13 protein-coding genes are annotated in these 15,594 nt (G+C 63.5%); 7 read left to right on the top strand and 6 right to left on the bottom strand.

From position 1 onward, the window contains the following. Nucleotides 1-189: 189 nt before the first annotated feature. From HXS65_RS14675 to HXS65_RS14685, 3 genes are all read right to left on the bottom strand, one after another. Nucleotides 190-447, bottom strand: a complete 258-nt coding sequence (locus tag HXS65_RS14675; protein WP_077378030.1) for a YfhL family 4Fe-4S dicluster ferredoxin — start codon at nucleotides 445-447, stop codon at nucleotides 190-192. Between the two features lie 10 nt (nucleotides 448-457). Continuing rightward, nucleotides 458-967 (bottom strand): pantetheine-phosphate adenylyltransferase, encoded by a 510-nt coding sequence (gene coaD / locus HXS65_RS14680; protein ID WP_077378212.1) that lies wholly within the window; start codon nucleotides 965-967, stop codon nucleotides 458-460. A gap of 209 nt (nucleotides 968-1,176) precedes the next feature. Further along, nucleotides 1,177-3,051, bottom strand: coding sequence for a beta-ketoacyl synthase (locus tag HXS65_RS14685; protein WP_176494288.1), 1,875 nt, complete (start codon nucleotides 3,049-3,051; stop codon nucleotides 1,177-1,179). 466 nt (nucleotides 3,052-3,517) lie between these two features. Here HXS65_RS14685 and HXS65_RS14690 point away from each other — a divergent pair, with 466 nt between their 5' ends. After that, nucleotides 3,518-4,207 (top strand): tRNA (guanosine(46)-N(7))-methyltransferase TrmB, encoded by a 690-nt coding sequence (locus HXS65_RS14690; protein WP_176494265.1) that lies wholly within the window; start codon nucleotides 3,518-3,520, stop codon nucleotides 4,205-4,207. A 6-nt stretch (nucleotides 4,208-4,213) separates the two neighbouring features. On the opposite strand, the gene HXS65_RS14695 is transcribed toward HXS65_RS14690, so the two are convergent. Continuing rightward, nucleotides 4,214-5,140: a LysR family transcriptional regulator gene (locus HXS65_RS14695; protein ID WP_176494266.1), complete on the bottom strand. Its 927-nt coding sequence runs from the start codon at nucleotides 5,138-5,140 to the stop codon at nucleotides 4,214-4,216. A 142-nt stretch (nucleotides 5,141-5,282) separates the two neighbouring features. Here HXS65_RS14695 and HXS65_RS14700 point away from each other — a divergent pair, with 142 nt between their 5' ends. The 3 genes from HXS65_RS14700 to dacB all read left to right on the top strand — a co-directional run bounded on the left by HXS65_RS14700 (nucleotide 5,283) and on the right by dacB (nucleotide 7,703). Continuing rightward, the gene (locus HXS65_RS14700) at nucleotides 5,283-5,735 is read left to right on the top strand and encodes a PACE efflux transporter (RefSeq protein WP_077378043.1); all 453 of its coding nucleotides are present in this window, start codon (nucleotides 5,283-5,285) and stop codon (nucleotides 5,733-5,735) included. A 4-nt stretch (nucleotides 5,736-5,739) separates the two neighbouring features. Continuing rightward, on the top strand, nucleotides 5,740-6,069 hold the full coding sequence (locus HXS65_RS14705; RefSeq protein WP_077378046.1) for a multidrug efflux SMR transporter: 330 nt from the start codon (nucleotides 5,740-5,742) through the stop codon (nucleotides 6,067-6,069). A gap of 179 nt (nucleotides 6,070-6,248) precedes the next feature. Next, nucleotides 6,249-7,703, top strand: coding sequence for a D-alanyl-D-alanine carboxypeptidase/D-alanyl-D-alanine-endopeptidase (dacB, locus tag HXS65_RS14710; protein WP_176494267.1), 1,455 nt, complete (start codon nucleotides 6,249-6,251; stop codon nucleotides 7,701-7,703). A 316-nt stretch (nucleotides 7,704-8,019) separates the two neighbouring features. Here dacB and HXS65_RS14715 read toward each other — a convergent pair whose 3' ends face one another. Further along, on the bottom strand, nucleotides 8,020-8,997 hold the full coding sequence (locus HXS65_RS14715; RefSeq protein ID WP_077378051.1) for an MDR family oxidoreductase: 978 nt from the start codon (nucleotides 8,995-8,997) through the stop codon (nucleotides 8,020-8,022). A 163-nt stretch (nucleotides 8,998-9,160) separates the two neighbouring features. Next, the gene (nhaB, locus tag HXS65_RS14720) at nucleotides 9,161-10,693 is read right to left on the bottom strand and encodes a sodium/proton antiporter NhaB (protein ID WP_077378054.1); all 1,533 of its coding nucleotides are present in this window, start codon (nucleotides 10,691-10,693) and stop codon (nucleotides 9,161-9,163) included. 292 nt (nucleotides 10,694-10,985) lie between these two features. Here nhaB and HXS65_RS14725 point away from each other — a divergent pair, with 292 nt between their 5' ends. The 3 genes from HXS65_RS14725 (at nucleotide 10,986) to HXS65_RS14735 (ending at nucleotide 15,446) form a co-directional block, all read left to right on the top strand. After that, the gene (locus HXS65_RS14725) at nucleotides 10,986-11,357 is read left to right on the top strand and encodes a diacylglycerol kinase (protein WP_077378057.1); all 372 of its coding nucleotides are present in this window, start codon (nucleotides 10,986-10,988) and stop codon (nucleotides 11,355-11,357) included. A gap of 80 nt (nucleotides 11,358-11,437) precedes the next feature. After that, nucleotides 11,438-14,527: a bifunctional [glutamate--ammonia ligase]-adenylyl-L-tyrosine phosphorylase/[glutamate--ammonia-ligase] adenylyltransferase gene (gene glnE, locus HXS65_RS14730; RefSeq protein ID WP_176494268.1), complete on the top strand. Its 3,090-nt coding sequence runs from the start codon at nucleotides 11,438-11,440 to the stop codon at nucleotides 14,525-14,527. Nucleotides 14,528-14,675: 148 nt separating this feature from the next. Then, the gene (locus HXS65_RS14735) at nucleotides 14,676-15,446 is read left to right on the top strand and encodes a hypothetical protein (RefSeq protein ID WP_176494269.1); all 771 of its coding nucleotides are present in this window, start codon (nucleotides 14,676-14,678) and stop codon (nucleotides 15,444-15,446) included. The last annotated feature ends 148 nt before the right edge of the window (nucleotides 15,447-15,594 follow it).

Here is a 15,594-nt window from a genome sequence, read left to right on the forward strand (position 1 = left end):
GGGAGAAGGGAGAAAACAATAGAAGAGAGACGAGCAAGCGGGAGGAGAAAGGAGAGGCGACAGGACAGGAGGGAGAGGAATGCTGCCAAGGAGGGAATCAGGACATGGCTTCTACCGGCGTTGCAGGAGTGCCAGGCCACCACGAGCGCCTGACAGGGGCAGGCGCTCGTGGTGGCGGGCAGGTGCAGGTCAGTTGCCCAGCGCTGCCGTGATGATCTGGTACTTCTCCATCAACTCTTCCTGGCTTTCCTTGTTGGCCGGGTCGAGCGGGATACAGTCAACCGGGCAGACCTGCTGGCATTGCGGCTCATCGAAGTGGCCGACGCACTCGGTGCACAGGTCCGGGTCGATGACATAGATCTCTTCACCCGGCGAGATGGCGCCATTGGGACATTCCGGCTCGCAGACGTCGCAGTTGATGCACTCATCAGTGATGATCAGGGCCATGGTGGTGTCCTCAGCTTGTGGCGGTGTCGGCGCCGGGCGGATTGAAGTGGCTGGCAAGAGCCTCGGCCACTATCGGGTGCACCAGACGCGACACATCACCCCCGTGTCGCGAGATTTCGCGCACGATGGTCGATGAAATATAGGAGTTCTGCAGTTCCGGGGTCAGGAACAGGCTGTCGACGTGCGGCGCCTGTGCCCGGTTCATGTTGGCCAGCTGCAGCTCGTACTCGAAGTCGGATACCGCGCGCAGGCCGCGCAGAATGATACGCGCATTCTGCTGTTCCAGCAGCTCCGTCAGCAGACAACTGAAACCGATGACCTCGACATTGTCGAGATGCGAGAGAATCTGTCGGGCAAGCTCGATGCGCAGTTCCAGTGGAAGGGCGGGTTGCTTGCTCGGGCTGTAGGCGACCGCGACGATGACCTTGTCGAACAGGCGAGCACCACGCTCGATCAGGTCGGTATGGCCATTGGTGATCGGATCGAAGGTGCCAGGGTAGACGGCAATGTTCTTGGGCATGACGAACTCGTGCTCTGTCAGCGGGCCATCGCGGACGGCCTTGCTGCAATGGACGACGAAGGATGAGAAGCCTGCGCTCTGGTCTTGGTGCAAGACGCCTGCGGGCAACGAGCGAAAGCTGGTGGCCAGTCCGAGTGTAGAACCCCCAGCCTTGCTGTGGCCAGCAGGCTGGGGGAGCGCTCTTCATGGCAGTCGCTCACGAGGTGTCGCTAGAGTGACCCGAAGGGGTTGTCGACCTTGAGAGAGACGGCTTTCGCGTATCCCGGAATGCGGATCTCGCGATCAGTGATCTCAAGCTCCGGCCCTTCCAGCACACCCTCGCCGAAGCGGTAGGTCGGCGTGAATTCACCGCGCTGCGCCTTGTCCAGATAGTCCGCCCGACGTTGCTCACAGAGGCCGCTGCGCTCACGCCAGGCCGCCAGGGCGTCGTCACCATGTCGCGCTGTCAGCAGCTTCAGCGTGACATCGGCCGACAGCACCACGCCGCTGGCGTTGTTGCCACCGAATCCCTTGGCATTGATGAAGGCGACATCGGCCGAGAATTCGCGAGCTTCGCGTCGGATGTCGAGATGGCTGTGATGCACGTCTTCGGCGATGGCATCCAGCGTCGGAATGCCCGGCAGAATGCCGGTGGTCATGCTGCCGAGTGCCGAGACCGTCTGATCACCCGCCGCGCTGCCCTGGCTGTGGCCGACGAAGGTCTTCACCGCCACGACAGGCCATGCTTCGATACCGTTGGCCCGCGCCACTTCGTTGAGCACATGGGATTCGGTCGTGCGGTTCTTCGGTGTGGAGGTGGCGTGCGCATGCACGAAACTGCGCTGGCGTACGCCTTCATCACCGACGATGTCTCGCGCCAGCGCCACCGCCTTGCTCAGCGTGATGTAATTGCCGACGCCAGGTGCCGAGATGGACCGCTTCCAGCCATCCGCATTGACGAAGACATCCGGGACACTGCCCAGGATGCGTGCGCCGGTCTCCAGCGCCAGCTCATCCGCCATCAGAATCACGAACTGGGTCGCTTCGGCGATGGTGAAACCGCAGTTGCGCGCAAAGGGACGGCAGGCTTTCTGGTAATCGCTGTCAGTGAGGACTTCCAGCGCATCGAGGGCCTTGAGGCTCTCGTCATCGGCCAGCGCCCCCATGCTGCGGAACCCTTCAATGACTTCCGGCGTGATGGGCGCATCCGCCGTGCCTACCATCACCACGCGACGACGTCCGCTGCGGATGTCATTCAGGCCCAGCTTCAGGTTGTAGAGGAAACTGGCGCAGGCACCCATCGCGGCACCGGCTCCCCCGACATTGCCAAGCACATAGGCATTCAGGAAGTCGGCCGGCATCTGGGCATAGCCCAGCGGCATCTGCTTGGAGGTGGCGCGCTCGCCGGCCACGAAGGACTTCATCAGTCCGCCCCAGCCTTCAGTGTCCATCTGGCCGATCGAGTTGCCGGCATAGACGGCAATGTCGTCGGGATCGAGGCTGTCGCGCAGCGAGTCCCAGTCAAGTCCGCTGTCGCCGAGGCAATCGCTGGCGCCGAAGATGGTCATCGACAGGCCGCGAGGGTGATGCACGCTGCGGTAGAGCTGCTCCGGCGCGAAGCCGCTGGGCAGCTGACCGGCGGCGCGCACCAGTGCCCTGCGGTTGTCCGGCAGCAGGACATCGAATTCGCCTGCCGGCACCGTGACTTCGACGCGACGATTGTCCAGCTCGCGGATCTGCCACGCGGCGGGTGGCTGCTCCGGCAGCTGGCGGCTGCGCAGGGTGAAGCTCAGGTCCTCGGTCAACGTCAGGCGTGACTGGCGGTTGGCGGGAATCCCGGCGTCATTGAAGCGTTCGTCTTCGATGCGACGAATCAGGGAATGTGCCAGTACCTGCTCTTCCAGACGAGCCGCGAGTGCCTGTGCCTCGGCGGGCTGGCCTTCGGCATCGAACCACTGACCCTGCTCGTCGCAGCGGGCGAGATTCATGAGCGATGCAAGGCCCAGCAGGGTCTCCTGGCGGTCCGTCTCCGACAGAGTCTCGAGCACCGTGCGCCGGAAGGCTTGATGACCCGAAGTCCTGCCGGCGGCGTTGACTCCGCCCATGCCGACGATCACCGGTAAGTGTGACAAGCCGCTTTCCTCGTGAAAAATGCTGTGAGTCGTTGGTCTGGGCGACGCCTCTGCGGGCATTCGTCCAAATGATGCCGCGATGATAACACCCCCTCAATACAGGCGTCATGCACCCTGCTCTCAGGCTGCGGCGCTAGCGAGGACTCGCTGCGAACACTGTGCGATATCCTGCGTTGCAGGCTAGGCCATTCCACCGAGGTCCTGGGTCACGAAAAAAGATCAATCGTTTGTTTGATTATGGGCGTGACGGATGAGATGCTTCAGGGGCTGTTTGAGTCGCTAGAGTTGGTGTAGGCGCGTGCCGAGAGGCATGCGCCTTTTTTTGTGCATTGCCTGCCGGCGCTTGCCGCCAGACCGAGCGGGGCGCGGCGGATTCCCGAAAGAGGAATCTGCTAGAATTCCCTCGTCCATTTTCTGCTCGCCTGCCACCGGAATTCCGATGTACGCCAACTCCCGTCAGATCGACTCTCCCCAGACCGGCCCCCACGAGGACATCGAGCGGCGCGTACGCCGTGCGATGGCACATCCGCTTCGCAAGCCAGTCGCGGAGCACACGCGTGAGGCGTTTGAACAGGCGCAACGCTGGCTGGCGGAACAGGACAAGCCCTTGTGGCTGGACAGCGGCTGTGGCGTCGGGCGCTCGACCCGCCTGCTGGCACTGGCCCATCCGGATCATGCGGTGATCGGGGTCGATCGCAGCGAGGACCGCCTCACTCGCAAGCACGGCGAGCTTCCGGACAACGCGTTGCTGGTACGTGCTGATCTCGTTGATTTCTGGCGTCTCGCACTGGCGGCAGGCTGGGCGCCGGCTCATCACACCCTGCTGTATCCCAATCCCTATCCCAAGGCGCGCCACCTCAAGATGCGCTGGCAAGGCCATCCGGTATTTCCGATCATCATGGCATTGGGCGGTCGGCTCGAGTTGCGCACCAACTGGCAGATCTACGCACTGGAATTCGCTCAGGCCATCGGTCATGCCACCGGTGTCGAGGTGACGGCAGAGGCCTTTGTCCCGCACGGCGATTATCTGACCCACTTCGAGCGCAAGTATCATGAGTCCGGTCAGGCGCTGTGGCGCCTTGAATGCCAGCTCGAGCACACGCCTGAGCGTTACCCCCTGCAGGTGTGAGGCGTGTCATGCCGGCGGCAGGTTCTGGTTGGCGATGGCGGCGTGACTGTCACGGAAGGTGTCGCGCAGTGATTGGCGCAGCCAGCTGGCGGCAGGGCCGCGGGGGCTGTCACGTCGCGAGATCAATTCGATATCGATATCGGCGGTGGCGCCCAGTGCACTCAGGTCCAGTATCGCCAGCCGCTTCTGGAAGGGCGGGTAATGGGCGATGTGGCGTGGCACCTGTGCCCAGCCCAGGCCACGTGTCGTCAGTTCCGCCATGGCATAGAAGCTGTTGAGCTGCCAGAAACGCTGTGAACGAGGAGCTTCCTGGCCGGGGCCCAGCTGCTGACGCTGACCGATCATCAATTGACGGTGATCCGCCAGATCGCTGTGGGTCGGGCTCTCGAGCTGTGCCAGGGAATGGTCGCGGGCGACGATCAGCACCTGCTCCAGTCGTCCCAGAGCCTCCCGCTCCAGTGCCATGGCGCAGAGCGGCTGGCAGAACAGGATGCCGAGGTTGGCCTCGTGCTGCTCCACCCAGCGCGCCACTTCATCCTGAGCCCCATTGAGCAGATTCAGTGTCAGTGTCGGATACTGCACCGCCATCTTTTCCAGTACTTCCATCACGGGTGGCATCTCCACCAGCGCTTCATCGATCGCCAAAGTCAGGCTGGCTTCCAGGCCCTCGCTGAGGGTGCGTGCACGGGCCTCCAGGCGTTGGCATTGCACCAGCACGCTATTGGCTTCGTGCAGCAGTGCCTTGCCTACAGGTGTCAGGATGGGGGTACGCGGGGTGCGATCGAACAGCTCGCAGCCCAGGTCCATCTCCAGATTGGCGATGGCGGTGCTGACGGCGGACTGCGCACGGCCCAGACGACGTGCCGCGGCGGAGAAAGACCCCGTTTCCGCCACGCAACGCAGCGTCGTCAGCTGTTCCAGTGTCCAGTTCATTGCCTTGCCTCTCGCCTCGATCCATCTGAATACTAGATGGATACTAACTTTTATCCATCTCCATGACCTCTAGAATGCCTGACATATCCACCTCGCACAGCCGCACGGCATCATGTGCGAAGTCTGAGCAGGAGTCTCGGTGATGCGTTCCAACAAAGAGCGATTGGCACAGGCTGGGTTGCTGGAGCTGGGCGGCATTCTGATCGTGGCCCCGCTGTCCGCCATGTTGACGGGGCATGATCTGGCGAGCATGGGGAGCCTGGCCGTGGTGATGTCCACGCTGGCCGTGATCTGGAGTACGGTCTGGAACTGGATGTTCGACCGCTGGGTACCGACTCGCCAGCGCAATATGCTTCAGCGCATCACCCAGGCACTCGGCTTCGAGCTGGGGCTGGTGCTGGTGACGGTCTTCCTCGTCGCGGCCTGGCTGGAGATCGGGCTATGGCAGGCACTGTTGCTGGACCTTGGTTTCGTGGCCTTCTTCCTTGTCTGGGCCATGATCTTCAATCCACTGTTCGACGCGGTCATGACCCGCCTGCTGGCACGCAAGGCTGCCCGTGAGCGGAAGCACCCGTCACCACATTCCATGAGGTGAGTCGATGAGTTATGTCTTTCTGGCGCTGGCAATACTGGCAGAGGTCATCGCGACCAGTGCGCTCAAGGCCTCCGAGTCCTTTTCGCGACTCGGCCCCAGCCTGATCGTGGTGGTGGGGTACGGCATCGCCTTCTATCTTCTGACGCTGGTGCTGCGGGACCTGCCGCTGGGCGTCACCTATGCGGTGTGGTCTGGACTGGGGATCGTGCTGGTCACCCTGTTCGGCGCGGTGGTCTATCGCGAGATGCCGGACCTGCCGGCGATCCTGGGTCTGGCGATGATCGTGGGGGGAGTTGCCGTCCTGCATCTGTTTTCCAGCGCCACTCCTCATTAAGCTAGAGGCATCACGGCGCCAATCCGGCTGTGACATGGATGCTCACCGACGACGTCACTGGATGCCTCATGCCTCTACTTCGCACTGCACAAACCTCTGCGCGACCTGCGTTGCTGCCCACGTTGCTCTCTTCGCTGCTTCGCCCGTTCAAGGCAGCGGCACACCCCGCGGTGTCGGGAATGCCGCTGCGCTTCACGCGCTCGCTGCGCGGACTGGCCATCGCCGCCGGCGCTACCCTGGTAGCGACCGGGCCGGCGCAGGCAGCCGGGTTCGACAACCTCACTCGCCTGGCTGACAAGGGCTTCATCGTCAGTGCCCAGGCTCGCATGCTGGACACCGGCGAGACGCTGGCCTCGGTCGATCCCGGCCTGCAATTGACGCCCGCATCGTTGTCCAAGCTCTATATCGCCGGCGCGGCGCTGGACCGTTTCGGGCCGCAGTATCGCTTCTCTACACGTCTGCGCAGCACGGGCTCGATCAATGACGGCGTGTTGACCGGCGATCTGGTGCTCGAGGGCAGTGGTGACCCGGCATTGACCAGTGAAGAACTGTGGCGTCTGACCGAAGAGCTGCGCTTCAGGGGCATCCGGCGTATCGAGGGACGCCTGCTGGTCAGTCAGTGGCGTTTCGGGCCGGTGCCATGCATCAGTACCGATCGCTGCAATGCCTCGCGTCGCTCGAGCAACGCCTATGATGCGCTGCTGTCGTCCGCGGCCAGCAACTATGCCAGCTGGTGCGTGAAGGTGATGCCGGGGGCGGGCAGTCAGGCGCCGGCGCGACTTGCCAGCTGTGACACGACCCAGCCCACCGAGATCTTCGACAATCAGGTCACCACCGTCGCGGCCGGCGGAAAGAATGCCCTCAATGCGCGGCGTACCACCAGCAACGGGCGCGATACGCTGGTCGTCAGTGGCACCATCGCCGCCGACAGCCAGCCGCGCAGCATCTACCGTGCCGTGTCCAATCCGGCGCTGTATACCGGCGAGCTGATGCGCGACATGCTGGCGCGTGCCGGCATCGCGGTCACGGGCGGCGTGGACATCACCACCACGGCGCCGCCTTCCAGTGCGGTACAGCTGGGGAGTGTCGAGGGCAAGCCGATGCAGGAGCTGTTGACGCGGATGCTCAACTACTCCAACAACTTCATGGCCGACCAGCTGACATTGGCACTGGTCGGTGGCAGTCAGGCCACGCTGCGTCAGGGAGGTGCCAAGCTTGAGACCTTCGCCAGCGCGATTCCGGGTCACGGCCCGCTGACGCTGTATTCAGGCAGTGGTCTGACCTCGCAGAACCGTACCAGCGTCAATGGTCTGATCGCGTTGCTCGACAGCATGTACCACCGTCCGGCCCTGTTCCCCACTTTCGTTGCTGGGCTTCAGGCGCCGGCCAATGGTCCGATGCGCTTCATTCGGCGCGGCAGCGAGACCTTCCGCAATCACGTGATGGTCAAGACGGGAACGCTCAACAATCCTGTGCCGGTGCGCGCCATCTCGGGCTACTTCCGCACCCAGACAGGCCGCTGGGGAGCCTTTGCCGTGATGGTCAACGGGCGTGCCGCCGTGCCGTATCTTTCCTGGCCGCAGGTGCTGGATCCGGTCGCGGAGGACCTGACCGCGATGATCGAGCGCAATTGATCCATCGGCCGAGACTGCATGACACGAAAGCCCCCGCCAGCTGGCGGGGGCTTTCGTCTTCATGGCCTGTGTGACAGGCACAAAAAACCCCGCCCGAAGGCGGGGTGATCCTCCACACGCCCGGCATGGCTGAGGGGAGGGCACTCGGGACGCTCGACAGGGCGTAACGAGATGCCTAGAGCATAGCGTCGTGAGGCCGCCTTGGCTAACCTCAAACAGCGTATTGCACCGCAACAATCAATGACTTGGCGCAATTTTCGAGGCAATGGCGCATTTTTTCCGTGATCGGCTGCGATTCGTGGTGCGCGTTGGCATGTCAGCGGGCGGGATCCAGCAGTACGCGGCCACTGATGTTGCCGTCGATCATGGCCTCGGCACGTGCCGCGATGTCATCCAGTCCCACCGTCTCCAGCTGCATCCGCGCGTGCAGCTCGCTGGAGACCTCGGCCAGGCGTTGCCACACCTGCTGGCGACGCTCGGCATTGATCATCACGCTGTCGACGCCGAGCAATGAGACGCCGCGCAGGATGAATGGCATCACGCTGGTGGGCAGGTCCGCGCCCGCCGCGAGTCCCACGGCCGCCACCTTGCCATCGTAATGCATCTGCGCCAGCAGGTTGGCCAGTACCTGGCCACCGGCGGTATCCACGGCACCGGCCCAGCGGCTCTTCTCCAGCGGACGGCCCTTCTCCTCGAAATCGCTGCGCAGATGGACCTCGCTCGCGCCCAGTGACTCGAGCCACTCACGCTGCTCGGCCTTGCCGCTGACCGCGTGGACCTCGAAGCCCTGCTCGGCCAGCATCTGCACTGCCCAGCTGCCGACCCCGCCAGTGGCACCGGTGACGATCACCGGGCCTTGCTGGGGCGTCAGGCCGGCCTCTTCGAGACGCATCACGCACAGCATGGCAGTCAGGCCCGCCGTGCCGAAGGCCATGGCCTGTTCGGCGCTCAGGTTCGCGGGGCGCTTGACCAGCCACTCGGGCTTGACGCGCATGCGCTCGGCCAGTCCGCCCCAATGACGCTCGCCCACGCCCCAGCCGGTCAGGATGACCTCGTCGCCTGGCTGGAAGTCCGGCGAATCGGAGGCCTCGACACGACCCGCGAAATCGATGCCCGGCACGAAGGGCAGCTCGCGCACGATCTTGCCACGGCCGGTGATGGCCAGCGCATCCTTGTAATTGAGGCCGGAACGCTCGATGGCCACCGTGACAGGCAGGTCGGGTAGCTGATCATCGGAGAGTTCGACGACTCGGGCGCGTGGGGTCTCGTCGTGCAGCATCAGTGCGCGGGACATGGCAGTCTCCTCGTGATTGGCGTTGGTGTTGGCGCTCTTCCTGCGTGAAGGTGTCAGGGCGTCTGGCGTGAGACGCTCGGTCTCACAGTGCCTGCAAGCGACGCCGCGGGGAAGTCCCGAGACCTCGACATTGGGATGAGACTGACGCAACCGGGGCCGCTGATCAGATGAAGCTGCGCACGGTGGCCAGGCCGACCAGGGTCATCAGCACGGTATAGGGCAGCGCCATCCATACCATGCGCCCGTAGGACAGCCGGACCAGCGGGGCGATGGCCGAGGTGAGCAGGAACAGGAACGCCGCCTGACCATTGGGGGTCGCCACGCTTGGCAGGTTGGTGCCGGTGTTGACCGCCACCGCCAGCGCATGGAAATGCTCACGACTGATGTTGCCCGCCAGGTACTCGTTCTTTACCTGAGTAATGTATACCGTCGCCACGAAGACATTGTCCGAGATGGCGGACAGCAGTCCGTTGGCGAGGAACAGCGCCCCCGCCTGGTCCTCCATCGGCAGACTGAGCACCCATTGGATGAAGGGCTGGAACAGATGCTGCTCGTGGATGACGGCGACGATGGTGAAGAACACCACCAGCAGTGACGTGAAGGGCAGCGCTTCCTGGAAGGCGCGTCCGATCTGATGCTCATCGGTGATGCCGTTGCCGGCGGTCAACAGGATGATCACCGCCAGCCCGATCAGCCCGACCTCGGCCAGATGCAGCGCCAGTGACAGGACCAGCAGGATGGCCACCACCCCCTGCACGATCAACGCTGCGCGCTCGCGCGGGGTGCGGCGTGCATCCTGATGGCGATCATAGTCCTCGAGAATCCGGCGGACGCTGGCAGGCAGGCGTTGGCCATAGCCGAACCAGCGGCCGCGTTCCAGCAGCACGCATAGCGCAAGTCCGGCGAAGAAGGTGGGAAGGGTGACGGGGGCCATCTGCAGGAAGAAGGACAGGAAATCCCACTCGGCGGCCTTGGCGATTACCAGATTCTGCGGCTCACCGATCATGGTGCTGACGCCCCCCAGCGCGGTACCGACGGCACCATGCATCAACAGCGAGCGCAGGAAGCCGCGGAAGTCCTCGAGATCTTCGCTGTGGATCGCCTCGACACTGATGTCGTTGGCGTGATCATGCTGGGTATCGAAATTCTTGCCTGACGCCACCTTGTGATACACGGAGTAGAAGCCCACCGCGATACCGATGATCACCGCGGTCACGGTCAAGGCATCCAGGAAGGCGGACAGCAGGGCGCTGGCCAGACAGAACATCAGCGACAGCCAGGTCTTGGAGCGGACGCCGAGAATGATCTTGGTGAAGGTATAGAGCAGCAACGGCTTCATGAAGTAGATGCCTGCCACCATGAACATCAACAGCAGAATCACCGGCAGATTGCGCTCCATCTCCTGCATGATGGCATCCGGGGAGGCCATGCCGATGGCGACGGCCTCGATCGCCAGCAGGCCGCCGGGTTGCAGCGGGTAGCACTTGAGCGCCATGGCCAGCGTGAAGATGAATTCGCCCAGCAACAGCCAGCCGACGATCACCCCACCCTGAGGGCCGCTGAACCACAGCAGCAGCGGATTGGTGATCAGGAACAGGCACATCAACTGCTTGTACCAGCGCGGCGATTGGCCGAGGAAGTTGCGCGCCAGTCCGTGACCGAGTGTCTGGCGTGTGTCGTGAGATGAGGAAGGCATGGGCAGTTCCCGGGCGTTGACTTGTTGTTGTTGGATGACAGTATCGGCAATGCCGCAACATCGCGGGCTTTGCTATCATCGCCGCCGTCATCGAGCGCCTGGCGGTATTAGAGCATGCTCGGTGATGAGGTCTCGGGTAGCCTTTGGTCGTGAAAATCGCGCAGCTAGCGTTGCGAGGTCGCCAGCCGGTGTGCTGGCAGCTCTCCCCGAGACGTGTTTCTGGTAAACGTCATCGTCCGATTGAAAGATCGGCCTTTGCAGCCACCGTGCTGCGTCTGCACGAGACCCGAAGATGAAATCACGGCATACCGGCCTGACCCACCTCAAGCACTCCGCGCGTTACTCTCTCAAGGGGCTCAAGGCGGCCTGGCGCAATGAAGAAGCCTTCCGCCAGGAATTGATCCTGTGCGCGCTACTCTTGCCGTTCGCCTGGTGGATCGGGGAATCGCACATCGAGTGGCTGCTGCTGGTCGGCTCCATCCTGATCGTGTTGATGGTCGAGCTGCTCAATTCCGCGGTGGAGTGCGCGATCGATCGCATCGGCCCGGAGTTTCATGAACTGTCCGGGCGCGCCAAGGACATGGGCTCGGCAGCGGTGATGCTCGGTCTGATCTTCGCGGGCCTGACCTGGGGCACGCTGCTCTACGACAAGCTGTTCGGATAGGGCATATCGCCTGTGGGGCATGGCCGTGTCATGTCCCCTCTGCCTCCGTTATGCTGAAGGTCGGATCGAAGGAGACGACCATGCCCGACAACGCCCCCGCCTCATCACCCCACTCTTCCCGCCCGTCAGCGGATCTCCCGCTGCCGGCAGACTTCCTGCCGCTGGAGTCGCTGCTCGGCCAGCAATCCGAGCACAGTCGCCAGACACTGGAGGAGGCTGCCGGCGCCGCACGGGAGCGTCTGAACGAGAGCCTGATGCAGGCCCGGAGTCTCAGCGAGATGCGCGGCGATGCCAGCTCGCCCGTGGCGACGTTTCTGGCGCTGGGGGCGCAGCAACGTCTCGAGCTCGCCCGTCTGGTCACGCTGTCGGACTTCGCTCTCGATACCCTGTGCCGTCGCCCTGAGCTTCTGGCCGAACTGATCGAGAGCGGCGAGCTTGAACGCGCCTTGCCGCCACGGGAATTGAGCGTACGGCTGACGGAGGGGCTGTCGGCCGCCGAGGATGAAAAGGCGATGCAGCAGGTGCTGCGGCGTTTCCGCCAGCTGCGCATGCTGGGCATCATCTGGCGTGATCTCAATGGCACGGGCATGTGGGACACGGCGGGCGCGGTCTCGCGACTGGCCGAGGTCTCGCTTGAAGGTGCGCTGGGGTGGCTGGAGGCCTTTCTTGAACCGCGCTATGGCCGCCCGGCAGCGGATCGCTTCGGAGAGCCGCAGCGGTTGGTGGTGCTCGGCATGGGCAAGCTGGGGGCCGGAGAGCTCAACCTGTCCTCCGATATCGACTTGATCTTCGCCTTCCCCGACAAGGGCGAGACGACGGGCGGGCGCAAGTCGCTGGATCACCAGGAATATTTCACGCGCCTGGGCCAGAAGTTGATCGCGGCGCTGGATGCGATGACCGCCGATGGCTTCGTGTTCCGCGTCGACATGCGCCTGCGGCCGCTGGGGGACGGCGGCCCACTGGTGGGCAGCTTCTCGATGCTGGCCAGCTACTACCAGGATCAGGGGCGTGAATGGGAGCGCTACGCGATGCTCAAGGCGCGTCCAGTGGCCGGCAGCATCACCGCGGGCGAGCGACTGATCGCGCATCTGCGACCCTTCGTCTACCGCAAGTATCTGGACTTCGGTGCCATCGAATCTCTACGCGAGATGAAGGGGATGATCAATCGCGAGGTCAAGCGCCGCGGGCTCTCTGACAACATCAAGCTGGGGTCCGGTGGCATTCGCGAGGTGGAATTCGTCGCCCAGGCCTTCCAGTTGATCCGCGGTGGGCGCGAGTCGGAACTGCAGGTCACCTCACTCAAGACAGCCTTCGCGCGACTGCCCGAGCTTGGCTTGCTGCCACAGGCGGTCGTGGATGAGCTGGTGCCGGATTACGTCTTCCTGCGTGATCTTGAGCATGCCCTGCAGGCGCAGGCCGACCGCCAGACCCAGACATTGCCGCTGGACCCGCTGGGGCGCGAGCGTCTCGCCCTGGCGATGCAGCTGCCGGACTGGGAGGCGCTCACCGAGCGACTCGAAGAGGTGCGCGCTCGTATCCGGCTGCACTTCGACAACGTGATCGCCGCGCCGGAAGACGAGGAAACCGAACCGCCCGAAGGGCAGCAGGCACTCGATGAGTGGCGTGCCCTGTGGCGTGATGAGCTGACGGTGGAAGAGGGTCGGGAGCTGCTCGCCGAAAGCGGATTCGAGGCACCCGACGAGAGTCTGCGGCGCCTGAACAGCCTGCGTCGCTCACGGGCAGTGCAGGGGATGCAGCGCATCGGTTTTGATCGTCTGGATGCCTTGATGCCCTCACTGCTGCAGGCGCTGGGCTCGGCGGCGGGCGATCCGGAAAAGCCCGGCGAGCATGATGCCAGTCGCGTGCTGGAGCGTGTGCTGCCGCTGATCGAGGCCGTGTTGCGTCGCACGGCCTACCTGGCGCTGCTGCGCGAGAATCCTGATGCACTGACGCAGTTGATGCGTCTGTGTGCGGCGAGCCCCTGGATTGCCGAGCAGCTGGCGCGCTATCCGGTGCTGCTGGACGAGCTGCTGCACCCGCACAATCTCTACTCGCCCGCCGACAAGGTGCGTCTGGCCGATGAGCTGCGCATCGCGCTGTCACGCATCCCCGAAGAGGATGAAGAGGCGTTGCTCGAGGCGCTGCGCGTCTTCCGGCACGCCCAGGTGCTGCACGTCGCGGCCTCCGACATCGCGGGGGCGCGCCCGCTGATGAAGGTGAGCGATTATCTGACCTTCATCGCCGAGGTGATCCTCGAGCAGGTGCTGGCGATGGCCTGGAAGACCCTGACCCGCAAGCACGGCTTTCCGCTGGGGCGGGATGGCCAGCCGATCACCGGGGACAGTCTGAGCGGCTGCTTCGTGATCGTCGGCTACGGCAAGCTGGGGGGCATCGAGCTGGGCTATGGCTCGGATCTGGATCTGGTCTTCCTGCACGATGCCGCCAGCAAGGGCCAGACGGATGGCCCGCGCCCCCTCGACAACCCGCTGTTCTTCACCCGGCTGGGTCAGCGCATCATTCATCTGCTGACCGCGGTGACTCCGGCCGGTGCCCTCTACGAAGTCGACATGCGCCTGCGGCCTTCCGGCAACTCCGGACTGCTGGTCTCGAGCCTGGCTTCCTTCCGTGATTACCAGCTTTCCCAGGCCTGGACCTGGGAGCATCAGGCGCTGGTGCGGGCACGTGCCGTGGCGGGGGATCCGGCGCTGGCGCTGGCGTTTGAGCAGACACGTCGGGAGGTGCTGGGGCAGGCCCGAGAAGCCGATGCCCTGGGCAAGGAAGTCGTCGCCATGCGCCACAAGATGCGGGATCACCTGGGGAGTTCCGCCAAGGACCGGGATGCAGGCCAGTTCCACCTCAAGCAGGATGCGGGAGGCATCGTCGATATCGAGTTTCTGGCCCAGTACTGCGTGTTGTCGATGAGCCATCAGGAGCCTGAGCTTCTGAGATGGAGTGACAACATGCGACTGCTCGAGACGCTGGAGGCCTGTGGGCGCCTGCCGGGTGAACAGGCCAGTGAGCTGCGCGAGGCCTATCTGGCCTATCGCAATACCAGCCACCGCCTCGCGCTGGAAAAGCGTGGCAGCCTCATCAATCTCGAGCAGGTGCCGCTCATCGCCATGCACCGCGAGCGTGTCATCACCATCTGGCAATCCTTGCTGGGGGAGTGATCTTGACTCAGACATTTCGTGTCCGGCTCAGGCATTCCCTGTCCCGATGACTCGCACGGCGTGATTAAACGCCATATCAATGCTCGCAATCCCCTGTCGCCATCCCCAAGAAAGGGAGCACCAGACAACGTTGACAGGGGAGGTCAGCATGATGGAGTGGATCGCGAATCACTCGAAAACCATCTCGGCGATTGCCAGTATCGGCTCGTTCTTCATCTGGCTGGTCTACGCACAGCTGCTGTATCACAACTTCCGTCGCCAGCGGCGCCCGCGCGTGCTGATCAATCGCGGCAAGTCCAAGGGGATCGACAGCCTGTGCATCGTCAGCAACATGAGTGCCGAATCGATCTTCATCGAGCACATCATCGCCCGGCTAGATACCAGTCATGGCAGCCTGCTGATGGATGTCACCGAGTTCGAACGCAGCTATCAGGAAGGTGACGAGCAAAGTGACAATCAGCAGGACGGCGACAGCGAACAGTCCGCGAAGGAGGCTTCCAGCAGCAGTGAATGGCGTATCTCCGATACCACGCGTCAGGGGCCGCTGGGCTCGGGCGACTTCCTGCATATCGGGACGTTCTCTGAAGTCATCGAGCGCATGGCGCGCCGCAATGGCATCTCGCTCGACGGTCACTGGCCCAGCAATGAGCAGCTGAAATTCCAGCGCCTGACGCTGCGCATCATCGGCATCTATGGCAGTGAAGACCACCCGATCGGCGTCGAGCGTGCCTTCCGTCTGCACGATGCCAATGGAGAATGTGCGCTGGTACCGGAGCGCTGGGATTCCAATCGCCTGTCATCACGCCGTCAGCGTCACAAGTTGCGCAAGCTTCTGAATCGCATCAGTGGGGAAGACATCAGCGAGCAGTCTACCTTCCAGCCTCCGAGTGACGACGAGTCGCGCGACAAGACGTCATGAGCGCGGGCACATGAGGCTAACGCATGAATCACCGGGCGCATGAATCACCGAGCGCATGAAGCTTCGGTCGCATGAACTACCGGGCGCATGAATCATCACAATTACGACAGCGGTGTCTTCACACTGTCAGGGCGTCGAGGATGGGGTA

It is taken from the genome of Cobetia sp. 5-25-4-2, from assembly GCF_013374075.1.
Classification (GTDB): Bacteria; Pseudomonadota; Gammaproteobacteria; order Pseudomonadales; family Halomonadaceae; genus Cobetia; species Cobetia marina.

Coding starts and splice junctions, on each gene's coding strand:
- HXS65_RS14675 (WP_077378030.1), bottom strand. CDS start 447: ATGGCCCTGATCATCACTGATGAGTGCATCAACTGCGACGTCTGCGAG.
- coaD (WP_077378212.1), bottom strand. CDS start 967: ATGCCCAAGAACATTGCCGTCTACCCTGGCACCTTCGATCCGATCACC.
- HXS65_RS14685 (WP_176494288.1), bottom strand. CDS start 3,051: ATGGGCGGAGTCAACGCCGCCGGCAGGACTTCGGGTCATCAAGCCTTC.
- HXS65_RS14690 (WP_176494265.1), top strand. CDS start 3,518: ATGTACGCCAACTCCCGTCAGATCGACTCTCCCCAGACCGGCCCCCAC.
- HXS65_RS14695 (WP_176494266.1), bottom strand. CDS start 5,140: ATGAACTGGACACTGGAACAGCTGACGACGCTGCGTTGCGTGGCGGAA.
- HXS65_RS14700 (WP_077378043.1), top strand. CDS start 5,283: ATGCGTTCCAACAAAGAGCGATTGGCACAGGCTGGGTTGCTGGAGCTG.
- HXS65_RS14705 (WP_077378046.1), top strand. CDS start 5,740: ATGAGTTATGTCTTTCTGGCGCTGGCAATACTGGCAGAGGTCATCGCG.
- dacB (WP_176494267.1), top strand. CDS start 6,249: ATGCCGCTGCGCTTCACGCGCTCGCTGCGCGGACTGGCCATCGCCGCC.
- HXS65_RS14715 (WP_077378051.1), bottom strand. CDS start 8,997: ATGTCCCGCGCACTGATGCTGCACGACGAGACCCCACGCGCCCGAGTC.
- nhaB (WP_077378054.1), bottom strand. CDS start 10,693: ATGCCTTCCTCATCTCACGACACACGCCAGACACTCGGTCACGGACTG.
- HXS65_RS14725 (WP_077378057.1), top strand. CDS start 10,986: ATGAAATCACGGCATACCGGCCTGACCCACCTCAAGCACTCCGCGCGT.
- glnE (WP_176494268.1), top strand. CDS start 11,438: ATGCCCGACAACGCCCCCGCCTCATCACCCCACTCTTCCCGCCCGTCA.
- HXS65_RS14735 (WP_176494269.1), top strand. CDS start 14,676: ATGATGGAGTGGATCGCGAATCACTCGAAAACCATCTCGGCGATTGCC.